A 24,447-nucleotide genomic window follows, 5' to 3' on the forward strand; every position below is an offset into this window, starting at 1 on the left:
GAGATCACCGCGGCACCGGGACGGACGCCAGGATACTGCCCAGGACGTCGTCCACTTGGATGCCGTCCATTTGAGCCTCCGGACGCAGACCTACCCTGTGCCTCAGGCACGGCAACGACAAAGCCTTGACATCGTCCGGAGTCACGAAAGACCTGCCGGACAACCATGCCCATGCTTTGGAAGTGTTGAGGAGTGCGGTGGCTCCACGGGGAGAAACGCCGAGTTGGAAGGAAGGAGCAGACCGCGTGGCGCGCACCACGTCAACTATGTACGCGAGTATTTCCGGGGCCACGGCCACTTGTGCCACAGCCGCTTGGGCATCGGAAAGCTCGACGGCGCCCGCTACGGGCCGTACGCCGGCTGCAGACAAGTTCCGGGGATCAAAGCCGCTGGCGTGGCGGCGGATGACCTCGATTTCCTCTGCCCGTCCAGGTAGCGGCATTGTCAGCTTGAGGAGAAACCGGTCCAGTTGTGCTTCCGGCAAGGGATAAGTGCCTTCGTACTCCACCGGGTTCTGGGTTGCCGCCACAATGAACGGGCTCGGAAGCGGACGGGACACACCATCCACCGAAACCTGGCGTTCCTCCATCGCTTCCAGAAGGGAGGCCTGGGTCTTGGGCGGGGTCCGGTTGATCTCATCGGCCAGCATGATGTTGGTGAAAACCGGGCCCTCGCGGAAAGTGAACTCAGACGTGTGCGAGTCATAAACCAGTGACCCCGTGACGTCGCCGGGCATGAGATCGGGAGTGAACTGGACGCGCTTTGTGTCCAGGCTCAGCGCGGTAGACAAAGCCCTGACCAAAAGGGTCTTGGCTACGCCGGGTACACCTTCAAGGAGAACATGTCCGCCGCAGAGCAGGGCGATCAGCATACCCGTTACGGTGGGGTCCTGACCGACCACGGCCTTGCCCACCTCTGCCCTGACATTCAGCAGTGACTGCCGGGCCGGATCCTCGCCTGGCCGGCGCTGTCCGTTGGCCGCTGCCATGGGATCCTGGGGCGTACCCTGCTGCCTGGCGTTTCGCTGGGTAGGGTCCTCCTGCGATGTATCTTGCTGCAGTCCATCCGGGCGAGGCGTCGTAGCGTCCGCGTAGTGGCTGTTGCTGTCCGTATAGCTGTTCGGCTGGCTGCTCATCGGGCGGTCGCCTCCTGTTCGATTCGTTCGATCTGTTGTGCCCACTGCACCAGTTGTCCTTCGTTTTCCGGCATGAAGTCGATCAGCACGAATCGGACTTCCTGGGCCGGTTGCGCCACATGCCGGGCTGTTGCGTCGAGTATTGCTTCGGGGGTGGTTTCAGCGCCGAGGTTAAAGTGCCGGGCCAACCGTGTGAGGGTTCCTGCCCTCAAGTTGTCGGCTGCCCGCCCCACAGCCCGCGAATCCTGGTAAAGGCGTGCCCGGCCTTCTGCTGTTTCCGCGGCCTTGACCACGACGGGCAGCGGCTCGAACACGAGAGGGCCCATGCGCCGGCCGCGCCAGGCGATGGCCAACAGGGCTACCAAGCCCAGCCATGGGCCCGCGAAGGCCAGCCATCGCGGCGCCAGCTCGCTCAGCGAGGGGTTTGAATTTGAGGCTGAGACGTCCCCAACACCGGGGAGGTACCACACGAGGTTCGCGTTGTTCCCTAAGGTACGCAGGGTGAGGGCCGCATTACCCTCCAAGGCGAGGTGCTGATTGTCCATGAGTTCCCTACTGCCCAAGACGATGACCCGCCCATCGGCTGATGCCGCATACAGGCCTGGTCCGTCCTCGCGGGTGGGATAGCAAACCACGGGTCCGGAAAGGACAGATCCTTGTGCGGAGATCCGGCCCGCCGCCTTGGCATCTTCCTGCTCACATCCCGGTTCGATTACCTGTGTTGCTTCTGGAACCACCCCGCCGGGCCGGATCCCCTGACCCAGGCCGTTGAGCGTCCTCAGCCGTGGAGTAACCACCACAACACGATCGGCTGCGGCAGTGATCTCTTCCACTTGGGACCGGTCAAGAAAGCCCTGCGCGTCAAAGAGGAAGAGCGTGGTTTCATCCTTGGCTGACAGCGCATCCAAAGTGTCCTCGAACGAGTCTGTCGGAGTGACGGATACGCCGTGGCGTGCGAGGATTTCGGCTGCAGCCATGGCCCCGTCCGGTGCTGGATTCCGTGCGGAGAGCCGACGGGAATCCGTTGCGCCGGAGACGCTGTTGATGGCCAGGAAAGTGACCAAACCGGCAAGCAGGACGCCAAGGGCAATCCATACCACGTGTTTCCGGAACCAGGCCTTGAAACGTTGACCCGCGGAAAGCCCTTCGGACGCGGCATTGTCGGCATCCAGGGTGCTACCTTCCAAGGTGGCGGTCATCGTGGTACCGCGAATCCGGCGTGGGCTTGTCCTGTGAAGTCGGGCTTCAACTCAAGAAGATCAGCATCCAGTTGGCGGACGGACTCATAGTCCGCCCGGGTTGCGGCCTGTTCGCCGTACCGCACGGCGTCGAAAACACCGGCAGCGGCGAGCAGCCTGACTTGTGCCGCACCAAAAACCTGGCCCAGTTGACCGGCTGCTTCGTCTGCCGTCCTGCCCGCCCGAGCATCAATGATGTCCCGTTCTTCGGCCGATCGGACAAGAGCGCGAAATTGATCGACGACGGCGGCTGGCCAGTTGCCGCCGTCGGCTGCAGTCGCCGCCCTCCTCCGGTAGCCCTCGGCATCGACGCTCAGGTCTTCTCCATAGAGATCTCCGGGTTCTTTCCGTCTTCGGGCGTTGAGTCTCGGCCGAACGACGACGATGGCAGCGATGATGAGTGCCAGCGCCAAAACCACAATCAACGGGACAGCAAGGTTCGGTCCGTTGCCAGGTCCATCACCTTCCAACGATGTCAGCCAATCCAGGAAATCTCGCCACAACTGGTCCAGCCAGCCGGGCCTTGCGTCCGGATAGCGGGGATTCGATAGCTCCTCGGCGGCCCAACGCCGTGCTTCATCACGGTCCGGTTCCACCGGCGGTTCCATGAAAGCCAGCAGTGCAATCTCTATCGCGGTGACCCTCATACGGGAGGCCGCTGCCCGGGGGGAGCAGAAGGATACTGCCCGCCATCAGGTGGCCAGGTGGTGTTACGGGTCAAGGTGGACGGCCCGCCGGGTATACCGTCCGGATCGGAGCCCGTTTCCATGAGCCGCATCAATTCAACGTCCAAGCCATCCCGACGCATCCGAAGGTCCATATAGATCAAGCTCGACACGGACGCTTGAAAGGCAAATGTCACGGACCCAACCAACGCTCCAATCGCAGTGGAGATCACAGTGGTCAGAACCAAGGTGGAGGTCATCGAGTCGGGATCAGGGTGGGGAGTGACTACTCCACCAATGGCAGCAGAGGCTAAGGACACGGGAATTTGCACAATCTGGGCGATGATACCCACCATGATGGCTACCACCAGGGTGATGCCGAAGATGCGCCACCAATTGTTCTTGGTCAAACGCCAGGATCGGAGCAATCCTTGGAAAACGCCGGTCTGCTCCACCACGATGGCTGCAGGAGCCAGCATCAACTTCAGGCCGATCCAAACGAAAGCCACAAAGGAACCCAGCCCCAGTGGCAGGACAATAAGCAGGGCGGCAGGTCCCATCGCAGTGAACAACAAGATCGCTACCCCGATTACTGCGGCAGCTACGAGCAAGCCGCCCAGCGTCAGCAGCGCGGCAACGCCGAGGAGCGGCAGTATCCTCGGGCCAGCAAGCATCCACATTTGCTTGAAGCCTGTCCGGCGGTTGAGAACCGAGCGGGAGACCGGGACAACCAGAACTCCTTGGAGGACAGATCCCAGGAAACCGATCAGCACGGAAACTCCCAAGGTGCCGGCCATGAAAGCGAGCAACGGGCCCATCGCGTCGGAGAACTCTGCTTCTGAACTGACAGATTCAAGGGAGGTCGACAACTGGAACATTCCAACGGTGACGATGCCAATGAAGACTGCTCCAATGGCTTGTACGATCAGCGCGGAGCCGAACATGGAGGCAGCATTGCGGCGGATCGTTTGGAAGGAGCCGTCAAGAATTTCCCCGAACTGCAACGGACGCAGGGGAATGACTCCGGGCTTTGGGGGAGCGACATAGAGGGGCTGTCCATAGGGAGGCCCCGGAGGCCATCCCGGAGCGGCTTGGCCCGGGTGATTTTGACCGCCGCTCTGCGGTGCCGCCCATCCCGGAGGGCCTCCCCACTGCGGTTGGTTTCCCCACTGCGGTTGGTTTCCCCACTGTGGCCGGTTTCCCCACTGTGGCCGGTTTCCCCACTGTGGCCGGTTTCCCCACTGTGGCTGGTTTCCCCATGCGGGCTGATCGCCCGCTGGCGGATTCTGGCCGTGCTCTGGTTGTGACACGATTCCCTCCCCATAAGATCCGGCCCGCCGACTCCCGACGTCCCCCATACGGACCTTCGCACCCAGCCTATAGTCCCGCCGTCGTCCCTCATAGCCTTGTAGACCTTGCTGCCACTGGGGACGCGGTGACGGCAGGGTGCAGTACGGTGGAAGTGCCTTAGGGACGCCATGCCGTGCGCCGCGCCCAACGGGACAAAGACTTGGTGATAAGGGAATATATAACTATGAAGGCACGCATTCTGGTAGTTGACGACGACGAAGCACTTGCAGAGATGATTGGAATCGTCCTGCGCAACGATGGCTTCGAGCCGGTGTTCTGCGCAGACGGCGGCCAAGCTTTGGAGGTCTTCCGCTCCTCAAAGCCGGACCTGGTGCTGTTGGACCTGATGTTGCCGGGCTCGGATGGCATTGAGGTTTGCCGGCAGATCCGTGGCGAGTCGGATGTCCCCATCGTCATGCTCACCGCCAAGTCCGATACTTCAGATGTTGTTCGCGGGCTTGAATCCGGCGCCGATGATTATGTGCCCAAGCCCTTCAAGCCCGCTGAACTTGTAGCACGCGTCCGGGCCCGGTTGCGGCCGGGCGATCAGAAGGCCCCCGAAACGCTGCGTATCGCAGACGTGACCATCGACGTCGCAGGTCATTTGGTGACCCGTGGCGGAGAGCGGATCTCCCTGACGCCCCTGGAATTTGATCTCCTGGTTGCCTTGGCACGCAAGCCGTGGCAAGTATTCACCCGCGAATTGCTCCTCGAACAGGTGTGGGGATACCGCCATGCCGCTGACACGCGACTGGTCAATGTCCACGTCCAGCGCCTGCGCTCAAAGATTGAACGCGATCCGGAAGCGCCCGAGGTCGTTTTGACGGTGCGTGGTGTCGGATATAAAGCAGGTTCCTGAGTTCCCGGTCGGCAAGACCGGCGGGGCAGGCGGGGACCCGGGGCCCAAAACTCCCGATCCGGCCGGTGTCCAACAGGTGACCCCGGCAGAGCTGGCGTCCCCGGAATCGTCCCCCGACCAAGCGGAAGCGAGCCCTGGTCAATCCGCAAAGGAGGTTAGGAACCTTTCGTGGGTTCTGACCCGGGCTCGGATCTGGACACGCCGCGGATTGATCTTGGTCCTTCGAGTTTCGCGGCTCGTCTCCATTGGCGTGCGGCAAATAAGACCAGGGCTGCGCTTCGTTTGGCGTTCCTTGTTGAGGCGCTGGCGGCGGTCGTTGGAGTTCCGCACAGTGCTGACCACATTGCTGCTCGCTGTGACGTCGTTCGCGATTGTGGGCGCATACTTGTCCAACCAAATCGCTAACAACCTCTTCCAGGAGAGGCTGGCTCAAGCGGAATCCGAGTCGCGCTTCAACGTCAAACAAGTCCAGGACACCTTCGACGGCGCGCAAGTCACCGACCAGTCAAGCGTCATCACCTTGGTCTATGACACCTTGACAGCAGTGGAAGGCCGGGGCTCGGTCATTCAGCGTCGATATGTCTTCGAAGCTGCTCCGGAACAAACCAAACCACGTAACCGCTGGGTTGAATCGCGCGCTTCGGACCAGCTGACGGTTCGCGTCATTCCCCCCGAGCTGCGTAAGGCTGTTCAAAGCGGTGGCAAGCAGCAATTCTGGGCCTCCACGCAGTTCCCGGTGGGGAACGAGGACAGGCCCGGTATCGCCGTGGGGAACATGGTCACCTTTAACGGGACGGCTTACGAGCTATACCTGATCTACGACCTCAACACCGCTCAGCAAACGCTGGACGAGATCCAGAACGTACTGTGGGCAGGCGGTGCGGCTCTCGTCCTCATGATTGGTGCCATTGCCTGGTACGTGACCCGTAACGTAGTCAGTCCTGTCAGCCATGCTGCCGTCGTATCGGAGAAGCTCGCTGCCGGCCAACTACAGGAACGAATGGTGGTCAAGGGAGAAGACGAAGTCGCGAGATTGGGTGCTTCCTTCAACCACATGGCCGCAAGCCTCCAGGAACAGATCACCCAGTTGGCCACGTTGTCGCAGATGCAACAACGCTTTGTTTCGGATGTGTCCCACGAACTGCGTACCCCGCTTACCACGGTACGCATGGCGGCCGAAGTCCTGTTCGATGCGCGGCACGATTTCGATCCCATGAACAAGAGATCGGCGGAGTTGCTGTACCACCAGGTTGAGCGCTTTCAGTCGCTGCTTTCGGACCTGCTGGAGATTTCACGATTTGACGCTGGCGCTGCTGTTCTGGACGCAGAACCACAAGACATTTTCCAAGTGATCTCGCACGTTATGGAAGGTGCCGCACCGGTGGCTGCGGAGTACGGCTCGGAAGTCCGGCTGAACGCCCGACAGAAGAGCATCATCGTGGAGATGGACTCTCGCAGGATCGACCGCATTCTCCGCAACTTGCTGCTCAATGCACTCGAACACGGTGAAGGCAAGCCAATCCATATCTCTGTCGCGGCCAATCATGAAGCTGTAGCGGTGTCAGTGAGGGACCACGGCATCGGAATGAACCAGGCTGAGGCTGCCAGAGTTTTCGACCGCTTCTGGCGGGCAGATCCTGCACGGGCCAGAACCACCGGAGGAAGCGGATTGGGCCTTTCCATCGCAGCCGAGGACACCAAGCTTCATAACGGTTGGCTTCAGGCCTGGGGCCGAAAGGGCTCCGGTTCCAACTTCCGTCTGACGCTTCCGCTGCGGCAAGGAGGCACCATTGTGAAGTCTCCGCTTCAACTGGAACCTGCGGACATAGGATTCCCCGGCGCGGCAAGCGAACGGCAAATGCTGGTACTGGGCCAGGATTCCGGGAGCACTTCACAGACGACTCCAGCCGTCGGCGGGAAGCCGGCGCTTGACGGTGGAGGAGCGGAGGAGATGTCGTGAGATCGCTGCGTCCCGGCCGTACGAGGGCAATCGTCGCGCTTGTGGTTCTACTGATGGTCATGCTGGCTTCCTGTGCGCAGATTCCCCGCTCCGGGCCTGTCGGTAAGAGCAAGGATGAAGGCGCCGGCAACCCCAACGCACCGGTGTTTTTCCCTGCTGCACCGCGCGCCGGTTCCAGTCCGGAGACTGTGATCGAGGATTTCTACATGGCTGGCAGCGGCTACGAGGATGACTATCCTGTGGCTCGTCAGTACCTGACGCAAGCTCAGTCTGTGACGTGGAAGCCGGACAAGCGTGCGATCGTTTTTCGCGAGGCACAGGTAGTCAAAGCAGCGGGCGAGAACGAATACCTGTACGAACTCGATCTCGCCTATTCGGTGGATGCCGACGGCGTTGCGACCCAGTTCCCGCCGGGTACCAAGGAAACCATTCCACTAACGCTCGAGCAGGTGGAAGGAGAATGGCGGATCTCCAAGGTGCCCGATGGCACCGCCATCCCGGAGGAGACATTCAAGGTTATCTACGGGGCAAACCCCATCTACTTCTACGACCCGACGTTCACCTACGCAGTACCGGACTACCGTTGGTTCATTAAAAAGAACACAGTCAAGTCCATGACCAGTGCCCTGCTTGCCGGCCCCGCCCCGTATCTGAGAGGGGCAGTGGTCAGTGCTTTCCCCTCGGGAATGAAGCTCGCCCGCGAATCTGTTCCGGTTGTCTCCGGTGCAGCGCAGGTAGACCTCTCGGCCAAGGAGCTTTTCGACGCCTCTGCCGAGGACCGCCAGAGGATGCAAAACCAGTTGGCACTGACCTTCCGTAGCCAGCCCGATGTCATCAACGTTCAACTTCGCGCCGATCAGGACCTGGTACGCGTGGAAGACAACGGTACTGTATTGCCTCCAGTGCTGGACAAGAGCGTTCCTGCCCGCCAGATCGCCGTAAACAACGGCGATCTGGTGCGGTACGAGAACAACAGGATTACTCCTTTGCCGGACATTCAGTCGGTGGCCGGTCTGGGACCGCACTCGCCTGCTGAGTCGCCGGTGTCCCAAACAGCGGCTTTCCTCAATGGCGATAGAACCACTCTCTACTCCATCGAACCGGGACAACCTGCGCGGCAACTCACCACCAGGAGTACCCTCACTGGTCCTTCCTTCAGCCCGAACGACTGGGTGTGGACAGCAGGTCCGGGTGCCAACGGGGCTGCCGAGGTCGTGGCTTACAAGCCCACAGGCACAGCTCCAGGTACCGGAGTTCCCAGCGTCACCATGACACCGGCGTGGCTCACCGGACGAACAGTCAAGGACTTCAGGGTTTCCCGTGAGGGGACCAGGGCGCTGGTCATTTCCGAGGCAAACGGTAAGTCCGCTGTGCAGATCACGGGCATAGTCCGGAATCCCGACGGCGTGCCCAAGGACCTCACGCTTCCCATCACACTGCTGAGCAATACCGCCGCTGACCAAGGTGCCTGGGTCAATGGCTCCACAGTGGCAGTGATGTCCGGGTCGGCCACTTCAACCGTGGTTCCGGAGTTGCTATCGCTGGCATCGGGTGAACCGCAGCAGTTGGCACCGTGGGACGGTTTGACCAGCCTCAGCGTCGGAAACGGGGCTGAGCAAATCTACGGACAGTCGGCTGCCGGCATCTTCCAACGCGTCGGAAACGGCTGGGAGCTTCAGCTAAAGGGGCCTACAGAACCGGCTTTTCCAGGCTGAATTTTGTGCCAAGGGTCCGGTCTTCGATTGTTTATGCACATAGCGTGCTGTGTGCCTTCTGCGGGAAAGACCAGACGGTAAAGCTGAAGAGTGACCTTTATCGTCCGTAGCTCATGGTTCCGTCCACGGCAGACCCTGCAATATGTCGACCCTGACCTTAATCCGTTTGAACCTAACCGGGCTCGACGCCTTGCCCCTAATAAACGAAGAACCGGCCGTGTCGTCGCCGCAGTGCAAGTGGCCTTGGTCGACCTTCTGGCTGTGCTGGTTCCCGTCGAGTGTGTCTGCTGTGAAATGGAAGACGCGGTACTTTGCGGCAGCTGTGCAAGGAAGGTCCGTCAGCTGTGCAACCAGCCGTTCCGGGCCGAGCAGGAGTCGCCGGCTTTGGTAGAAGTAGACGGCACGGCAAAGATCGAAGTCGTAGCAGCGGGGGCATACCGGGATGAGCTGGCACGGTGCCTGCTCTCTTTCAAGCACCATGGTCAGTGGCGGCTTGCGGCTGTTCTGGCTCCTTGCCTTGGCAAAGCCGTGATGACTGCCATCGGTGGACGATCCGGTTATTGCCTTGTCCCCGTTCCCAGCAGCGGGAAGGCATACCGCAGGCGCGGATTCAGCCCTCTACATCTTCTGCTCTTTTTCATACGCATGCGCCAGATGCTGCCCTTTTGTCCAATCCTTGACGTGTTGGAGCGGCGCGGGGAGGCGCCGGTGATCAAGGCGGACCCCCAAGCCGTCCGGGACGTGGCGGCCCGGCTTTTTGAGGAAGTGTCGGGACGTAGCCCTGTGGAACGTGGAGGCGGTGGTCAAAAGGGGCTGGGAAGAGGCGAACGTGCCCGCCGGGTCCGGGGATCCATGAGGATACGCAGAGGAAGGGGCAAAGAACTGATGGGCAGGAGATGCATCCTCGTTGACGATGTCCTCACCACCGGGGCAACCCTTGCTGAGGCAGCGCGGGCGGTCACTCTTGCCGGTGGCGTAGTCTCCGGCGCTGTTGTGCTTGCGGCCACGAGGCCACCAGCCTACGCCGCCGTCGCTGCAGAGGACCACCCCATGCAGTCATTAAGACTCAATCAAAAATTAAGTGGCTAAAGGATGAATAACGGGTGCCGATGAACTAACGTCGGTTGTGGGTACCAAGAACAGATGTACCTGTCGATAGCGGCTCGGAAAGGGGCTCGACTGTCCGTCAGACAAGCCCCCAACAGCGTCGTTGTCGTGTCACCTGAGTTATTGGAGGGCACCATGGAGTTCATGATCAGCGGACGAAATCTGACAGTTTCTGACCGCTTTCGCGAATATGCCGGCGAAAAAATCTCAAAGATTGAATCGCTGGGGGATAAGGTCCAGCGGGTTGACGCCAAGGTTTCCAAGGAAACCAATCCCAGGCAGACGCCTGGCGAACTCACCGTTGAAGTGACCGTCCTGGGCCGAGGCCCCGTTATCCGTGCCGAGGCCACAGCCGCTGACAAGTTTGCTGCCTTCGATCTCGCGTACAACAAGCTGCTTGAGAGGCTTCGTCGTGCGAAGGACCGCAAGAAGGTGCACCACGGCCGCCACACGCCTAAGGCTGTGCGGGAAGCTACGGCAACACTTGAGCCAGCTAGTGCGAGTGAGCCGCTTTATGTAGAGGCAAGCAACCACCAGGAGACCGCGCCACAAGCAGACGAGCGGTCACCCTATGACATTGAGAACGATATCCCGGCCGGTGACTCTCCCGTCCTGATCCGCCGGAAAGTTTTCCCCGCAGCATCGCTGACCCTTGATGACGCTGTGGACAACATGGAGCTCGTCGGACACAACTTCTACCTGTTCCTTGACAAGGAAACCAATGCGCCGTCGGTTGTTTATCGGCGCAGTGGCTGGACCTACGGTGTCATCACCCTCGACTCCACATGCGAGCCCGGCGAGGAAGCCGTGGAAGAAAAGATCCACGCCTACCGCTCTGATGATCAGGCCGCCACGGCCAAGTAAGGCCTCACCTTAATCACGAAGGGACTTCAATGACCGCTTCGCTGAGCCTGACACAGGCACGGCGGATCGCATTGGCAGCTCAAGGATTGGCAAAGGTCCGGCCCGCCGGCCCCGTGACTTCACGGGCGGTGGGCCGGACCTTTGCCCAATTACAGCTTGTCCAGATCGATTCAGTTAACGTGGTGGCACGAAGCCACTACCTTCCGTTCTTTTCCCGATTAGGTAACTACGATCCCCTCATCCTCCAATCGATGGCTAGCCGCAATCCTCGCAAAATGATGGAGTACTGGGCACACGAGGCAAGCTTCATCCGGCCGGAGCACTTTCATGACTTGCTTGTATGGCAAAAGCGGGCCTGGGTGGGAGCCCATGGCCTGGATCCGGCCGTACGTCAGGATATGGAGGATCGAATCCTGGACGCCCTCACCGTAGGACGCCCCATGACAGCATCCGAACTTACTGTGAAGCTTGGACACGATGAAGACCCGGAACGTGAGAATTGGGGCTGGAATTGGAACATCGTCAAGCGCGTGCTGGAGCACCTCTTCGAAGAAGGCCGGATATCCGCTGCTTCGCGAACATCGCAGTTTGAACGCAAATACACCCTGACCTCCCGGGTGATTCCACCACACGTCACTCCGTCCGGGGTCGACGCCGAAGCGTCCCTGGATCGTCTGATGGAAGCAGCCGCCCAAGCCCACGGCATTGGCACGGTGAGGTGCTTCTCCGACTACTTCCGGACACCCCTGAAAGCCGGTGCAGACTCTGTACAACGCTTGGTCCGGGCAGGCCGGCTTGAGCCTGTTGTGGTTCGGGGATGGGACCGGGAAACCTACAAGCACGTTGACGCCAAGCTGCCTCGAAAGGCCGTGGCCCGGGCGCTGCTGAGTCCCTTCGATTCCTTGGTCTTCGAAAGACGGCGACTCGAGGAGCTGTTCGGATTCCACTACCGGATTGAGATCTACACCCCTGCCGCCAAGCGACGGTTTGGCTACTATGTTCTTCCGTTCCTGCTCAGGGACGCCATCGTCGCCAGAGTGGACCTTAAAGCGGACCGCGCATCCGGTCAGCTCCTGGTGCGCTCCGCTTTTGGTGAGTTGAACGCGCCGGTGGACACCGCCGTCGAGCTTGCCCAAGAACTCAGGCTCATGGCCACCTGGCTCGGCCTTCGGGGAGTGGTGGTCTGGCCAGTTGGGGACCTGGCCGGAGCGCTTTCCGAGGCGGTGGCAAAAGGTCTGGTTGCGTCGGAAGAACGCGTCCAACCGGGCAATCCGCTCAGAGGGGAACGCGGCAACGTGGCGCTGGTCTCTCCCGTAGACTGAAACAGCCAGAATTCGGCAGCATGAGACTGGGAGCAATTTCACGTGGCATCACTAATCGAAAAACTTCTCCGCACGGGTGACAAAAAGACACTCAAGACACTGCGGAACTATGCCGATTCCATCAATGCCCTGGAAGACACCTTCAAGTCCTTCTCGGACGCTGAAATCCGCGAGGAAACGGACCGGCTAAGGTCCCGCCACCAAGATGGCGAATCCTTGGAAGCCCTCCTCCCGGAAGCCTTCGCCGCTGTGCGCGAAGCCTCCTCCAGGACCTTGGGGATGCGGCACTTCGACGTGCAGTTGATGGGTGGCGCTGCGCTGCACCTGGGCAACATCGCGGAAATGAAAACGGGTGAAGGCAAGACCCTCGTTGCTACAGCGCCTGCCTACCTTAATGCGCTTTCGGGCAAGGGTGTCCACGTTGTCACGGTGAACGACTACCTTGCCGAGTACCAGTCAGAACTCATGGGCCGCGTCTACAGGTTCCTTGGTCTTTCCAGCGGTTGCATCCTGTCCAACCAGGACCCCACCGTACGCCGGGAACAGTACGCCGCTGACATTACGTACGGTACCAATAACGAATTTGGCTTCGATTACCTGCGCGACAACATGGCTTGGGACGCGAGCGAGCTCGTCCAGCGCGGCCATAATTTCGCGATCGTGGATGAGGTCGACTCCATCCTGATCGACGAAGCGCGTACTCCGCTGATCATTTCCGGTCCCGCGCAAGGTGACACCAACCGGTGGTACAGCGAGTTTGCTAAAGTCGTCCTCCGTTTGCAGCCTGACGTTGACTATGAGGTCGACGAGAAGAAGCGAACCGTGGGTGTGCTGGAAGCCGGTATTGAAAAGGTAGAAGACTACCTTGGAATACAAAACCTCTACGAATCTGCCAACACCCCGCTGATTGGCTTCCTCAACAATGCCATCAAGGCCAAAGAACTGTTCAAGCGGGACAAGGACTACGTCATCCTCGATGGCGAGGTCCTGATCGTTGACGAGCACACCGGCCGCATCCTTGCCGGGCGGCGCTACAACGAAGGCATGCACCAGGCTATTGAAGCCAAGGAAAACGTCGAGATCAAGGCGGAGAACCAGACTCTCGCCACAGTGACGCTGCAGAACTACTTCCGCATGTATTCGAAGCTGGCCGGCATGACGGGTACGGCCGAGACCGAAGCCGCTGAGTTCATGAGCACCTACAAGCTCGGTGTCGTTCCCATCCCCACTAATCGCGACATGCAGCGCATCGACCAACCTGACCTCGTGTACAAGAACGAGGTGGTTAAGTTTGATGCTGTTGTCCAGGACATCGCGGAACGTCACGAGAACGGCCAGCCTGTGCTGGTCGGTACCACTAGTGTCGAAAAGAGTGAGTACCTCTCCAAGCTCTTGGCCAAAGAAGGCATCCGGCATGAAGTACTGAACGCGAAGAACCACGCAAGGGAGGCGTCCATCGTGGCGCAGGCCGGGCGAAAGGGCGCGGTGACAGTAGCAACCAACATGGCTGGCCGCGGTACTGACATCATGCTCGGCGGCAATGCCGAATTTACTGCCATTGCCGAACTTGCCAAGCGCGGCCTTGATCCTGAGGAAAACTCCGAAGAGTACGAGGCCGCATGGCCGGCGGCGCTTGCCGCAGCCAAACAAGCGGTCAAGGACGAGCATGAAGAAGTTCTGGACCTTGGCGGACTCTACGTGCTTGGAACCGAGCGCCACGAATCCCGCCGGATCGACAACCAGCTGCGTGGACGTTCCGGAAGGCAAGGCGACCCCGGCGAATCCCGGTTCTACCTCTCTCTGACAGATGACCTCATGAGGTTGTTCAACTCAGGTGCGGCCGAACGTTTGATGAACAGTTCGGTGCCTGACGATGTTGCCCTTGAGTCGAAGCTGGTTTCCCGCGCGATCGCATCAGCGCAAGGCCAAGTTGAGGGCCGCAACGCCGAGCAGCGTAAGAACGTCCTCAAGTACGATGACGTCCTCAATCGTCAGCGTGAAGCCATTTATGGCGACCGTCGCCGGATCCTTGAGGGCGATGACCTGCACGAAAAAGTCCAGTACTTCCTGGAAGACACCATCAACGCACTCATTGACGCCGCCACTGCCGAGGGATCGGGCGACGACTGGGACTACAACCAGCTGTGGGCGAACCTGAAGACGTTGTACCCGGCAACAGTGACTGCCCAGGAAATTATTGACGAAGCGGGCGGTAAGTCCAGGGTCACAGCGGAATTCCTGAAAGAGGAGATCCTCTCTGATGCCCGCCTCGTTTACCAGGCACGGGAAGAGGCTATCGGCTCTGAGAGCATGCGTGAGCTCGAGCGCCGGGTTGTGCTTTCGGTCCTTGGACGCAAGTGGCAGGAACACCTCTACGAGATGGACTATCTCAAGGAGGGCATAGGGCTTCGTGCCATGGCCCAACGCGATCCCCTGGTGGAATACCAGCGCGAGGGCTTCGTGATGTTCCAAAGCATGATGGAAGCTATCCGTGAGGAGAGCATCGGTTTCCTGTACAACCTCGAAGTTGAGGTAACACCCGCCGAAGACGTGGTGGTGGCGGACGATTCCGCCGCTGGTGCACACACCGAGCATCACGACCCGCAAATCCGTGCGGCCGGCCTTCAGGCGCCGGAAAAACCGGCGCAGCTGCAGTACACAGCGCCAGGTGAAGACGGAGCAACCCAGACGCGCATTGAGGGCCGGACTTCAGGCCGCTCCGGCAATCCTGCGAAAGCGGCTAGCCAAGACCAGCGCAAGCAGGCCAAAAAGAAGCGTCGCTAAACCGGTCTTATGAAGCGTTAATGAAAAGGGTGAATCCTGGCTGATGGTCCAGGGTTCACCCTTTTTGTTTGCCTCGAAGCAGTTTCTTCCGTTGAATTTATCCGATTTCCAGTGCGGTAACCTGCCAGACTCCGTCCAACCTTTCCAGCCTCATGGCTACGGCACGGCAACGTTGCTCTTCGGCTACTACGATGCTTGCCTCGCAAATGGATTCGGATATTGAACAGACCCGAACAGAGCGGACCATGGGGCTCAGGTGCGGCTGCGGGTTACCCCTGGTCCGGGCTGCGTGCTTTCGCGTGAGGGCTGCTCGATGCTGGAGGGACAGGTAGCACTCCGAATCCAAGGAGCGGGAGAGTTGCTGCAGTGGACGGGTGCCGGCCAGAACCTCCAAAGCTGCCTGCGCGATGCTCCGGGCCACAAGCCGGACATCAATATCCGGGCCTCCGGGGCCGTATGTGGGGGTTGTGCGATTGGTGCTCCGACGGCTTGCTGGTCGGCTTGCTGTTGCAACGGTCATGGTCATACCTCAGGCATTCACTACATGAGCTTCAGCGCGGGGACGCTTTGCTCGGTGGCTTCTGCTGGGATGACGCTAGGAATCGGCTTTGATTAGTAGAGGCTGCCCCTGAGCGGGCGGGCCTTTGGAACTGGCGGGCACGAGCCCCTTGACTGCTAGCCCGGTGAGGGCGGCTGCAGAACCTGCCCCGGAAGCAGCACGGCTGGGTCTCGTCCGATGGTTTCGCGGTTGGCGGCGTACCACTTGGGCCAGATCAGGGCGACGTCCACGTCAGTTGCGAAGGGTCCGAGCCTGGAGGCCGCAATTGACCACAACGAGTCACCATCCTTGACTACTACGCTGGCGTCGCCCGCTGGTGTCGATGAACGTGAGGACTGGCGGCTGAGAAGTCCTGGATCAATCACGGGAGGTTGAGGCTGCCAGCGCGGATCATTGGCCCGACTGTCGGACGTGTCGTTGTCATCTACAGATGTCGGGGTGGAGAAGGCGCGTTCCACGGAAGCGGGCTTCCACGCTGGTTGCGCGTGGGCCGTGTTGGCGGGGGAAGCACTATGCCAACCTGGTTCAGGTGGGCTGGTGTCTGCTTGAGCGACCCCTGCGCTAAGAACGTTCAGGCTCACGACCGCCACTGCGATTCGCAACATGAAGCCAGGGCTGAACTTTGAAAGCGAGTCGGCACGCTTCCTGTGCCCTGCCTGGCGCAGTAGTGACACCAGGAAGGCGATGAACAAGGAGAGTGCCCACCAAATCACTATCGCGATCCCGGCAGCGCAGGCAACAAAACCGAGAAGGTGTTCAAACGTGGATCTTTGATTAAGTCGCTCAGCAGCTTCCCACTGTACAAGGAGCAGGTTTCCCACAAGAACCAGGAGCAGGCCCAGACCAAGAACAGACGCTGCGAGGGTAGAGTCACTACGCAAAGTTCGTGCCATTCAAAAGCCCCCAAGCTTCATTTTGATGCGATTTGACGCAGTTTGACCTGCATGTCCTATTTTGAACATACTTGCCCCTTCTTGTCCAATCGCATGTTTCTTATCCCAAGGGGATTAGCCTTACTTCTGCCTGCAGCCTAGTCTGACTACATGAGATGGGACTCTCTTTTCGACGATCTGGAAGCACAATTCTCTGCAGAGCGTGCCTTGGAGAAGGAATCTGAGATAACAGATAGGGCCAGGGTTGAGCTTGCGGGAATCGATCTGAGTGATCGCCTGCGCGGGGCCGCTGCTGCCGAAATCAAAATCGTCCTGGTTGACGGCAACGTTATCCGAGGAGTGCTCAGTCATGCCGGTAGCGAGTGGCTGGTCCTGACGGAGGGAGTGCGACAGTGGCTGGTGCCTTACGCATCGGTGCTCTCATACCAAGGATTGGGGAGAGTGGCACTGAAGCCCTCGTCGCGGATGCAGCACTCATTGGGAATCGCCTCAGCACTGAGGGCGCTGTCAAGGGACCGCTCTGAACTGGTAGTTCATCTGATGGTGCGGACGGGGGATGGGTACAAACTGCATGGAGTCATAGACAGGGTGGGGCGTGACCACTTTGACCTCGCAGTTGTTCCGCACGGTGAAGTACGCCGGCCCGGCAATATAGCCGCTGTCCTGACCATCCCATTTAGTTCATTGACGGCGCTTTGCTCTGGAGGGGGCCAGGACTTCAGAGGGTAGTGGCAACTAAGGTTGGCTAACCTTGTTCTTGGTCTCTTCGATCGTGCGGTTGGCCTCTGTGTAGCGATCCTCGATGTACTGCTCAAGCATCTTTTCCTCGATGCGCCATTGCCCCCGCCCTCCTACCTGTATGGCCTTCAGTTCGCCGCTTCTAACCAGTGCATAGGCCTGAGGCGAATTGATTTGGAGTTGTTCGGCGACATCCGCAAGAGTCAGGAATCGGGGCATGGCTTCATTTTGCCACCGTTGCTGGCTTTTGGTGTAGTTATCCACAGTTTTGGCCTGTATGAGGCTCATGGCTTTGGACCTGTGGAAGGCGCCGGTAACAATAAGGAGGCAGGTGCCATCGGCCATGCTGTAACTCAAAGTGGGGGAGCAGGAAAATGGGACAGAGTGCGGTCATTGCAGCGCCAAGGCTACAGAAGCCATCGTGGAAGGATCCCCGGCTGCTCATAGGCGTATTGCTGGTTCTGGGGTCTGTAGCCGGCGTCATTGCGTTGCTTGGTTCAGCCGACAGGACTACGCAGGTCTACACGGCCAGGGAAGACATAGCCGTAGGTCAGGTGGTCACGGAAGCTGACTTATCCATTGTCAAGGTCCGTCTGGATGACGTCGAGCCCAGCTACGTCACAGTCGCATACGGCTTTGCTGAGGGCCAGGTCGCGCTGCAGCGCGTGGCAAAGAATCAGCTGGTCCCGCAGGCAAGCCTGGGAGTTGCCGATGCCATCGACCGTAAACCGGTGGCCATTGCCATGGAGGAAGAGCTGCCGTCGCAGGCCGTTCCGGGCGCCAGGGTTGATGTCTGGATTGCCGTGCCGGGTTCGAACGATGCTTTTGAGGAACCGCGGCTACTTCTGCCCAGTGCAGAAATTGCCGGAATAACCAGAGGCTCGTCTACGTTGGGCGCTGCGAAAACAACCGTGGTGATGGTGCTGGTAACTGACGAGCAAATGCCAAAATTGCTGGGTGCCCAAGCAAATAAGGCTAAGGTGTCGGTCGTTTGGAATCCTGCGGGCGTGGTTCGGTGAGCATTCCTGTCGTTACCGTTGGTTCCGCACAGGAAGCTGTAGTCGGCGGGTTGGAACGCCTGCACGGCCCCGTAACAGTGGTGCGCCGTTGTTCGGAGCTTGCTGAACTGATTGCTGCTTGCCAAAGCGGCCTCGCAGTGGCGGCTGTAGTAGCGGAAGGTTGCGAGGAACTCACCACCACGCTGGTTGATCGCCTCGGAGCAGTCGGCGTCTCCATCGTTGCCTTGACTGATGATCCCGCTGAGGCCAAACGCCTGCAATCCATTGGCGCCATGCCAGCTTCGACTGGCATTGATGCCGCAGACCTCGCGGCCAAAATATCGGAGGCCGTGGGTCGCGAAGGTCCCCGGAGCCAGCCTTTGGCTGGACGGGACGCAGGATTCGCAGATCCCGGGGCGGGTGTGCTTTTGGAGCCTGCGATGGAATACGTCGACGACATACCAGAGGGGTCAGGTCAGATAACTGCCGTGTGGGGACCGGTTGGCGCACCTGGCAGGACTCTTCTTGCTGTCAACATCGCGGCGGAGCTGGCCGCGGCCGGCGAGTCCGTCATTCTTGTGGATGCTGATAGTTATGGGGCCAGTGTGTCGGCGGTGCTCGGGCTGCTGGATGAGTCCGCGGGCTTGGCCCAGGCCTGCAGGCTGGCGGACCAGGGCTTGCTCGATATTGAGGCACTCAAGTCGACGGCCATTCCTGTTTACACGAAAGCCGGGACTTTTCGGGTACTCACGGGAACTACCAGGGCCGACCGGTGGACGGAGTTGAGGGCGGGAGCCATCTCGGTAGTCCTCGAGAGGGCAAGGCAAGTGGCTGACCATGTGGTGGTGGATACGGGTTTTTGCCTTGAAGCCGATGAAGAGCTCAGTTTTGACACCATGGCTCCGCGGCGGAACGCCGCCACGCTTCGCAGTTTGGAAATGGCTGATGTTGTGTTCGCCATAGGAGCGGCAGATGCCATTGGAGTGCCGCGATTAGTTAGGGGACTGGCGGAGCTTGAGTCCGCGGTACCGGAGGTATCTCCCCGTGTCGTGCTGAACAAGGTGAAGCGTTCGGCAGTGGGCCATTCGCCCAGACAGCAACTGGGCGACGCATGGGACCGCTACGGTCCGGGAGCGGGCGTGGACGCCTATCTTCCGGCAGACTCCGTGGCATGTGATGCCGCTTTGCTGGCAGGTGCAGTCCTCCTGGAAGTAGCGCCTGACTCGCCGCTGCGGATGGCGATAGCCGGGTTGGTCTGTGCACCCGTCCAGCGAAATCGTAATTCGTTTGGTCGAACTATCAGAGCTTTGCGCCCCCTTAAGCGCTAGGCTCGCCATGTGGGCTGCAGAGTCGCAGCAATGAACATGTGATGGAGGCGTTTGTAGATGTCGTCAGGATCCAGCGTGGAGGATCGGTCCGATGCAGCAGTTGTCCGTGAAGGGTTTTTCGGTGACTACTATGAACACCTTGCAGAGGAAGACTCGCGTGCGTATTCACCTGAACTTCTGATTGCGCGGGCAACAAAGCACAGGAACGTTGCGCAGTCCCGGCGGCCCGGAAATGCCGTCGTCCAGATCGCCGTCGAACCTGAGCGAAACGTTGTATATATCGTCACGGACGATATGCCGTTCCTCGTCGACTCTGTCAATGCAGAACTTGTTCGCCAGAACTGCGCGATCCGTTTGGTGATGCATCCGTTGTTCGTGGTCACCCGTGACCGGGTGTCCGGCGAGCTGAGCAGTATCTCGCGGGTCCCGTCCAACGTTGGCATTTCCAGCGGCGACACCGCCGCGCTCCCCAGCGTGGCCCACCTCTTGGGCGATGGCGATAATGCCTCGCATATGGAGTCATGGATCGCTGTTGAAATTGACCGTGTAAGTGACGATGCGCGGGAAGAATTGATCGCAGGGCTGCAGCGCGTCCTTGGCGACGTCAGGGCGGCGGTGGAGGACTGGCCCAAGATGCGCAGCAAAGCTCTCGAGCTGGCCGAGGCCTTGGGCGGCATCACGCACCCTGAACAAGTCGCTGAACTCCGACAGGCACAAGACCTTTTGCGATGGCTGGACAACGGAAACTTCACTTTCCTGGGTTACCGCGAATACGACCTCGTTGACGAGAACGGCGAGGACGTTCTTCAACTTCGTGAAGACAGTGGCCTCGGCCTTCTGCGCGCCGGCGACACCACGCGTCAAGTCCAACACCTCACGGATGCCGGCCGTAAGCGTGCGAGGGAGAAGCGTGCCTTGGTGATTACCAAGGCGAACTCGCGTTCCACTGTCCACCGGCCCGCTTACCTTGATTACATCGGGGTCAAGAGCTTCGACGCCTTGGGCAACGTTAACGGTGAACGGCGGTTCATTGGACTGTTCGCCACTAGTGCTTACACCGGATCGGTACGCAACATCCCGATCGTTCGGGACAAGGTGGATGCTGTCCTGCGCAACGCGGGGTTCCCCATTGACTCCCACTCGGGCAAGGATCTCTTGGGGATCCTTGAAACGTATCCCCGCGACGAACTGTTCCAGATCGAGATACCGGATCTTGCCGCCACGGCCACCGGCATCCAGCGACTCCAGGAGCGACGTCGGACCAAGCTGTTCCTGCGCCCGGACATCTACGGACGATTCATGTCCGCCGTGGTCTACCTGCCCCGTGACCGATACACCACAAGCGTCAGACTCCGGATCGAGCAGGAACTCCGCGAAACGTTCCACGCCGAAAGCATTGACTACGAGGCCCGGATCACTGAATCCGCATTGGCCCGTGTTTTCTTCAGGATCAGGCTGCCCCGCACGGCTGAACTGGCCGAAGTTGACGTGAAAGAACTGGAACAGCGGCTGATGCGTGCGTCCCGGTCTTGGAGCGAAGGTATCGCAGAGGTGCTCCGTGAGCACCGGTCTGCCGAGGACGCTGATGTTCTTTCTGCGCTGTGGGCCGAGGCATTTCCCGCGGGGTACCGCGTGGACTACGAAGTGGAAGACGCTCTTGAGGACATTGAACGCTTCGAGAAATACGGCGCGGAGGCAGAGCGGGCAGGACGGGTTACCAAGCAAATCAAGCCCGGTGTCCACGTATATCTTCCCGAAGGTGCCGGTGAGGCGTTGGAGGAGGATGCCCGAGTCAAGCTCTACTTGATGGAGCCCAAGAGCCTTAGCCAAATCCTTCCCTACTTCCACAACCTCGGCCTTGAGGTTTTGGATGAGCGGCCCTTCGAGATCGAAACCTCGGATCATCGCGATTTCTTCCTTTACGACCTCGGGCTCAAGTACCCCGCGGGCGTCGACCCCCTGGCTACGGGAGACCTGCTGGGTGCCTCCTTCGGTGCAGCCATCACGGGCGCTGTCGAATCAGACAACTTTGACCGGCTGGTTCTCCGTGAAGGCATCCATTGGCGTCAAGTGGTGGTACTCCGTGCCTACGCCAAGTACATGCGGCAAATGGGCAACACCAACTCCTTCGGATTCATTGCTGATACCCTCCTGGGCAACCCCGATGTTGCACGTGGACTCAACGAGCTCTTCTCTGCGCGCTTCGATCCCACCGTTCCGGAAGGACAGCGGCCCGAACGCCAAGGCGCAGCGCGGGCAGCGCTCGCTGAGTCGATCGAGCAGGTGGCCACGTTGGATGCGGATCGCGTTCTGCGTACCTTCGTGAACCTTATTGAGTCGACTCTGCGGACTAATTACTACCAAAACAAGGAATACGTCAGCTTCAAGCTGGATCCCACGTCCATTGAGGGTCTTCCCTTCCCACGCCCAATGTTCGAGATCTGGGTTTACTCTCCGAGAGTTGAAGGCGTGCACTTGCGCTTCGGGAAGGTAGCCCGCGGTGGCCTTCGCTGGTCTGACCGCCGCGAGGACTTCCGGACAGAGATTCTGGGCCTCGTAAAGGCGCAGACCGTCAAGAATGCGGTCATTGTCCCAACGGGTGCCAAGGGAGGTTTCTTTGCCAAGAAGCTCCCCAACCCGGCAGTAGACAGGGCTGCTTGGATGGCCGAAGGAATAGAGAGCTACAAGACTTTCATTCGAGGCCTTCTGGACATCACAGACAACCTCGTTACCTCAGCTGACGGTGAAAGGCTGGTGCCGCCGTCGGACGTTGTCCGGCACGACGATGACGACTCGTACCTTGTAGTGGCAGCGGACAAGGGCACCGCTACGTTCTCCGACACCGCCAACGGGCTTGCGGCCGAATACGGCTTCTGGCTCGGCGACGCGTTTGCCTCGGGCGGGTCGGTCGGTTATGACCACAAAGCCATGGGCATCACTGCCCGCGGGGCCTGGGAGTCAGTCAAGAGGCACTTCAGTGAGCTCGACCTTGACACCCAGACCGAGGAATTCACGGTGGTTGGCGTTGGTGATATGTCCGGTGACGTCTTCGGCAACGGCATGCTGCTTTCCCGGCATATCCGGCTGCTGGCCGCCTTCGACCACCGTCACATCTTCCTTGATCCCTCGCCTGATGCTGCTGCATCGTTTGCCGAGCGGCAGAGGCTCTTCGAACTGCCCCGATCCTCGTGGGACGACTATGACCGGACCCTTATTAGCGAAGGTGGCGGCGTCTATCCACGCCAGGCCAAGACCATCCCGGTCTCGGAGCAAGTACGCAAGGCATTGGGCCTTCCGGATGGAACTACGCAGTTGAGTCCGCCGGAACTTCTTCGCGCGATCTTGCTGGCCCCGGCAGACCTTCTCTACAACGGTGGAATTGGCACGTATGTCAAGGCTAGTACTGAAACCCATGCTGCCGTGGGTGACAAAGCCAACGACGCTATCCGCGTGGACGGCCGGGATCTGCGGGTCAAGGTCGTGGGCGAAGGCGGAAACCTGGGACTGACGCAGAGGGGACGCATCGAGGCCGCTTTGCAAGGCGTCATCCTGAATACAGACGCAATCGATAACTCCGCCGGTGTTGACTGCTCGGACCATGAGGTCAACATCAAGATCTTTGTTGACCGGATGGTAGCGGCCGGCAAGCTTGACTCTGGCGAACGAGCCAGCTTCCTGGCCGACATGACCGATGAAGTGGGTCGGCTAGTCCTGCAGGACAATATCGACCAGAATATTCTGCTCCTCAACGACCGGACACGCGTCGCGGACTGGAGCCCAAGCTACGAGCGCCTCATGGACTGGCTGGAGAAGTCTGCCGACCTCAAGCGCGATCTTGAAGCACTCCCCACCACGGAAACCCTGCGGTCGAGGTTGGAACAGGGCCAAGGACTCACGTCTCCCGAGCTAGCGGTCCTGGCTGCATACGCAAAGATCGAACTGGCTGGGGCGTTGCGGGACAGCAATCTCGCCGACGATCCGTGGTTTGCGGACACAATCCGTGAATACTTCCCGAAGCAGTTGCGGGAGAAGTTCGACGCTGAGTTGGACACCCACCCGCTGCGGCGCGAGATTATCGCCACTGTGGTGGCCAATGACATCATCAATCTTGGGGGCATTACCTTCGCCTTCCGGGCCATTGAAGAAACGTCGGCCAATGAGGTGGCCGTTGCCAAGGCGTTTGTGGCACTGCGTGAAATCTACGATCTCGATCCCATGGTTGCCGAGCTGAATGCGCTTCCGGCATCCTTCCCGACCGAACACTGGAGTGAAGTCCATCTGGACATCCGCCGGTTGCTCGACCGGGCAGTCCGCTGGGTACTGGGGCAGGGGATGGCATCCCAGCCTATTTCCGATGTCGTTGAATCCTTCAAACCCATGTTGGCCCCGCTGAGGGCCAAGCTTCTGGACTACCTCCGGGGTGAGGACAAGATCCGCATTTCCGGCTGGTTGGACAAAGCCCGTAGCTGGGGCCTGCCTGAGCATCTTGCGCACAGGTGGGCTGAGCTGTTCGAGAGCTACGCACTCTTGGACATCGCGCGGATTGCCCAAACCGGAAGCGAGGGCGTCGAGAACGTTGCGCACGTCTACTACACAGTATTTAACCGCTTCCATGTGGATTCGCTGCTGGAACGAATCAGTTCCTTGCCCCGCGATGACCGTTGGCAGGCTTTGGCGCGTGCAGCTCTCCGTGATGACTTGTACTCCACGGTGGCGGATATGACGACGTCGGTCCTTGAGTCCACAGAGTCCGGCGCCTCGGCTGAAGATCGCCTGAAGGCCTGGGAAGGGCAAAATGCCGAACAGCTGGGACGTGCCAAGACGATGTTTGATGAGGTCAACGCGCTCGAAGCCGACGACATGGCTTCACTGTCGGTAGCATTAAGGCTCTTGAGGTCAATCGTTCGACGCTAGGGCCTGTCCCGGCGTCGC

Annotated in this window: 19 protein-coding genes; 10 read left to right on the plus strand and 9 right to left on the minus strand. The window is 59.8% G+C overall.

Going from position 1 to position 24,447, the window contains the following annotated elements; genetic code table 11:
- Positions 1-4 precede the first annotated feature (4 nt).
- From M1D89_RS09690 to M1D89_RS09705, 4 genes are read right to left on the minus strand one after another with little or no spacing between them, the layout of a single operon-like run.
- A complete protein-coding gene (locus tag M1D89_RS09690; RefSeq protein WP_498650113.1) occupies positions 5-1,135 on the minus strand; it encodes an AAA family ATPase in 1,131 nt (376 codons plus the stop codon).
- Positions 1,132-2,334, minus strand: a complete 1,203-nt coding sequence (locus M1D89_RS09695; protein WP_498650114.1) for a DUF4350 domain-containing protein — start codon at positions 2,332-2,334, stop codon at positions 1,132-1,134. Before M1D89_RS09695 ends, M1D89_RS09690 begins: the two co-directional genes overlap by 4 nt.
- Complete coding sequence (locus M1D89_RS09700) at positions 2,331-3,020, minus strand: DUF4129 domain-containing protein (RefSeq protein ID WP_498650116.1); 690 nt, start codon at positions 3,018-3,020, stop codon at positions 2,331-2,333. The genes M1D89_RS09695 and M1D89_RS09700 overlap by 4 nt, the downstream gene beginning before the upstream one ends.
- Positions 3,017-3,982: a DUF7847 domain-containing protein gene (locus M1D89_RS09705; RefSeq protein WP_498650117.1), complete on the minus strand. Its 966-nt coding sequence runs from the start codon at positions 3,980-3,982 to the stop codon at positions 3,017-3,019. Before M1D89_RS09705 ends, M1D89_RS09700 begins: the two co-directional genes overlap by 4 nt.
- Before the next feature lie 590 nt (positions 3,983-4,572).
- Here M1D89_RS09705 and mtrA point away from each other — a divergent pair.
- The 3 genes from mtrA to M1D89_RS09720 all read left to right on the plus strand — a co-directional run bounded on the left by mtrA (position 4,573) and on the right by M1D89_RS09720 (position 8,922).
- Positions 4,573-5,247 carry an MtrAB system response regulator MtrA gene (mtrA, locus tag M1D89_RS09710; RefSeq protein WP_014922244.1) on the plus strand — a complete coding sequence of 225 codons (675 nt, stop codon included), beginning with the start codon at positions 4,573-4,575 and terminating at the stop codon, positions 5,245-5,247.
- 214 nt (positions 5,248-5,461) lie between these two features.
- Positions 5,462-7,207 carry an MtrAB system histidine kinase MtrB gene (mtrB, locus tag M1D89_RS09715; RefSeq protein ID WP_498650118.1) on the plus strand — a complete coding sequence of 582 codons (1,746 nt, stop codon included), beginning with the start codon at positions 5,462-5,464 and terminating at the stop codon, positions 7,205-7,207.
- Positions 7,208-7,212: 5 nt separating this feature from the next.
- Positions 7,213-8,922 carry an LpqB family beta-propeller domain-containing protein gene (locus tag M1D89_RS09720; RefSeq protein ID WP_498650930.1) on the plus strand — a complete coding sequence of 570 codons (1,710 nt, stop codon included), beginning with the start codon at positions 7,213-7,215 and terminating at the stop codon, positions 8,920-8,922.
- Positions 8,923-9,033: 111 nt separating this feature from the next.
- Here M1D89_RS09720 and M1D89_RS09725 read toward each other — a convergent pair whose 3' ends face one another.
- Positions 9,034-9,402: a hypothetical protein gene (locus M1D89_RS09725; RefSeq protein WP_498650120.1), complete on the minus strand. Its 369-nt coding sequence runs from the start codon at positions 9,400-9,402 to the stop codon at positions 9,034-9,036.
- Between the two features lie 138 nt (positions 9,403-9,540).
- Positions 9,541-9,969, minus strand: a complete 429-nt coding sequence (locus tag M1D89_RS09730; protein ID WP_498650122.1) for a hypothetical protein — start codon at positions 9,967-9,969, stop codon at positions 9,541-9,543.
- Positions 9,970-10,164: 195 nt separating this feature from the next.
- On the opposite strand from M1D89_RS09730, the gene hpf reads away from it, so the two are divergent.
- Genes hpf through secA form a run of 3 tightly spaced genes read left to right on the plus strand, consistent with a single transcriptional unit; the run spans position 10,165 to position 14,999 of the window.
- Entirely contained in the window at positions 10,165-10,893 is a 729-nt protein-coding gene (gene hpf / locus M1D89_RS09735; RefSeq protein WP_498650931.1) for a ribosome hibernation-promoting factor, HPF/YfiA family, read from the plus strand.
- A 29-nt stretch (positions 10,894-10,922) separates the two neighbouring features.
- A complete protein-coding gene (locus tag M1D89_RS09740; RefSeq protein ID WP_498650124.1) occupies positions 10,923-12,215 on the plus strand; it encodes a winged helix-turn-helix domain-containing protein in 1,293 nt (430 codons plus the stop codon).
- Between the two features lie 42 nt (positions 12,216-12,257).
- A complete protein-coding gene (gene secA, locus M1D89_RS09745) occupies positions 12,258-14,999 on the plus strand; it encodes a preprotein translocase subunit SecA (RefSeq protein WP_498650126.1) in 2,742 nt (913 codons plus the stop codon).
- Positions 15,000-15,096: 97 nt separating this feature from the next.
- On the opposite strand, the gene M1D89_RS09750 is transcribed toward secA, so the two are convergent.
- Together M1D89_RS09750 and M1D89_RS09755 are read right to left on the minus strand one after the other, a co-directional pair.
- Positions 15,097-15,519: an Rv3235 family protein gene (locus tag M1D89_RS09750; protein WP_498650127.1), complete on the minus strand. Its 423-nt coding sequence runs from the start codon at positions 15,517-15,519 to the stop codon at positions 15,097-15,099.
- Positions 15,520-15,674: 155 nt separating this feature from the next.
- Entirely contained in the window at positions 15,675-16,451 is a 777-nt protein-coding gene (locus M1D89_RS09755; protein WP_498650129.1) for a LysM peptidoglycan-binding domain-containing protein, read from the minus strand.
- A 150-nt stretch (positions 16,452-16,601) separates the two neighbouring features.
- On the opposite strand from M1D89_RS09755, the gene M1D89_RS09760 reads away from it, so the two are divergent.
- Positions 16,602-17,180, plus strand: a complete 579-nt coding sequence (locus M1D89_RS09760; RefSeq protein ID WP_498650130.1) for a hypothetical protein — start codon at positions 16,602-16,604, stop codon at positions 17,178-17,180.
- 6 nt (positions 17,181-17,186) lie between these two features.
- Here M1D89_RS09760 and M1D89_RS09765 read toward each other — a convergent pair whose 3' ends face one another.
- Entirely contained in the window at positions 17,187-17,408 is a 222-nt protein-coding gene (locus M1D89_RS09765) for a helix-turn-helix domain-containing protein (protein WP_498650932.1), read from the minus strand.
- Between the two features lie 155 nt (positions 17,409-17,563).
- On the opposite strand from M1D89_RS09765, the gene M1D89_RS09770 reads away from it, so the two are divergent.
- The 3 genes from M1D89_RS09770 to M1D89_RS09780 are packed head-to-tail and all read left to right on the plus strand — an operon-like array spanning position 17,564 to position 24,429.
- The gene (locus M1D89_RS09770; RefSeq protein ID WP_498650132.1) at positions 17,564-18,208 is read left to right on the plus strand and encodes an SAF domain-containing protein; all 645 of its coding nucleotides are present in this window, start codon (positions 17,564-17,566) and stop codon (positions 18,206-18,208) included.
- Positions 18,205-19,515 carry a CpaE/TadZ family protein gene (locus M1D89_RS09775; protein ID WP_498650134.1) on the plus strand — a complete coding sequence of 437 codons (1,311 nt, stop codon included), beginning with the start codon at positions 18,205-18,207 and terminating at the stop codon, positions 19,513-19,515. The genes M1D89_RS09770 and M1D89_RS09775 overlap by 4 nt, the downstream gene beginning before the upstream one ends.
- Positions 19,516-19,572: 57 nt before the next feature.
- Entirely contained in the window at positions 19,573-24,429 is a 4,857-nt protein-coding gene (locus M1D89_RS09780; RefSeq protein WP_498650136.1) for an NAD-glutamate dehydrogenase, read from the plus strand.
- Positions 24,430-24,447: the final 18 nt, after the last annotated feature.

Source organism: Arthrobacter sp. D3-18, from assembly GCF_054408525.1.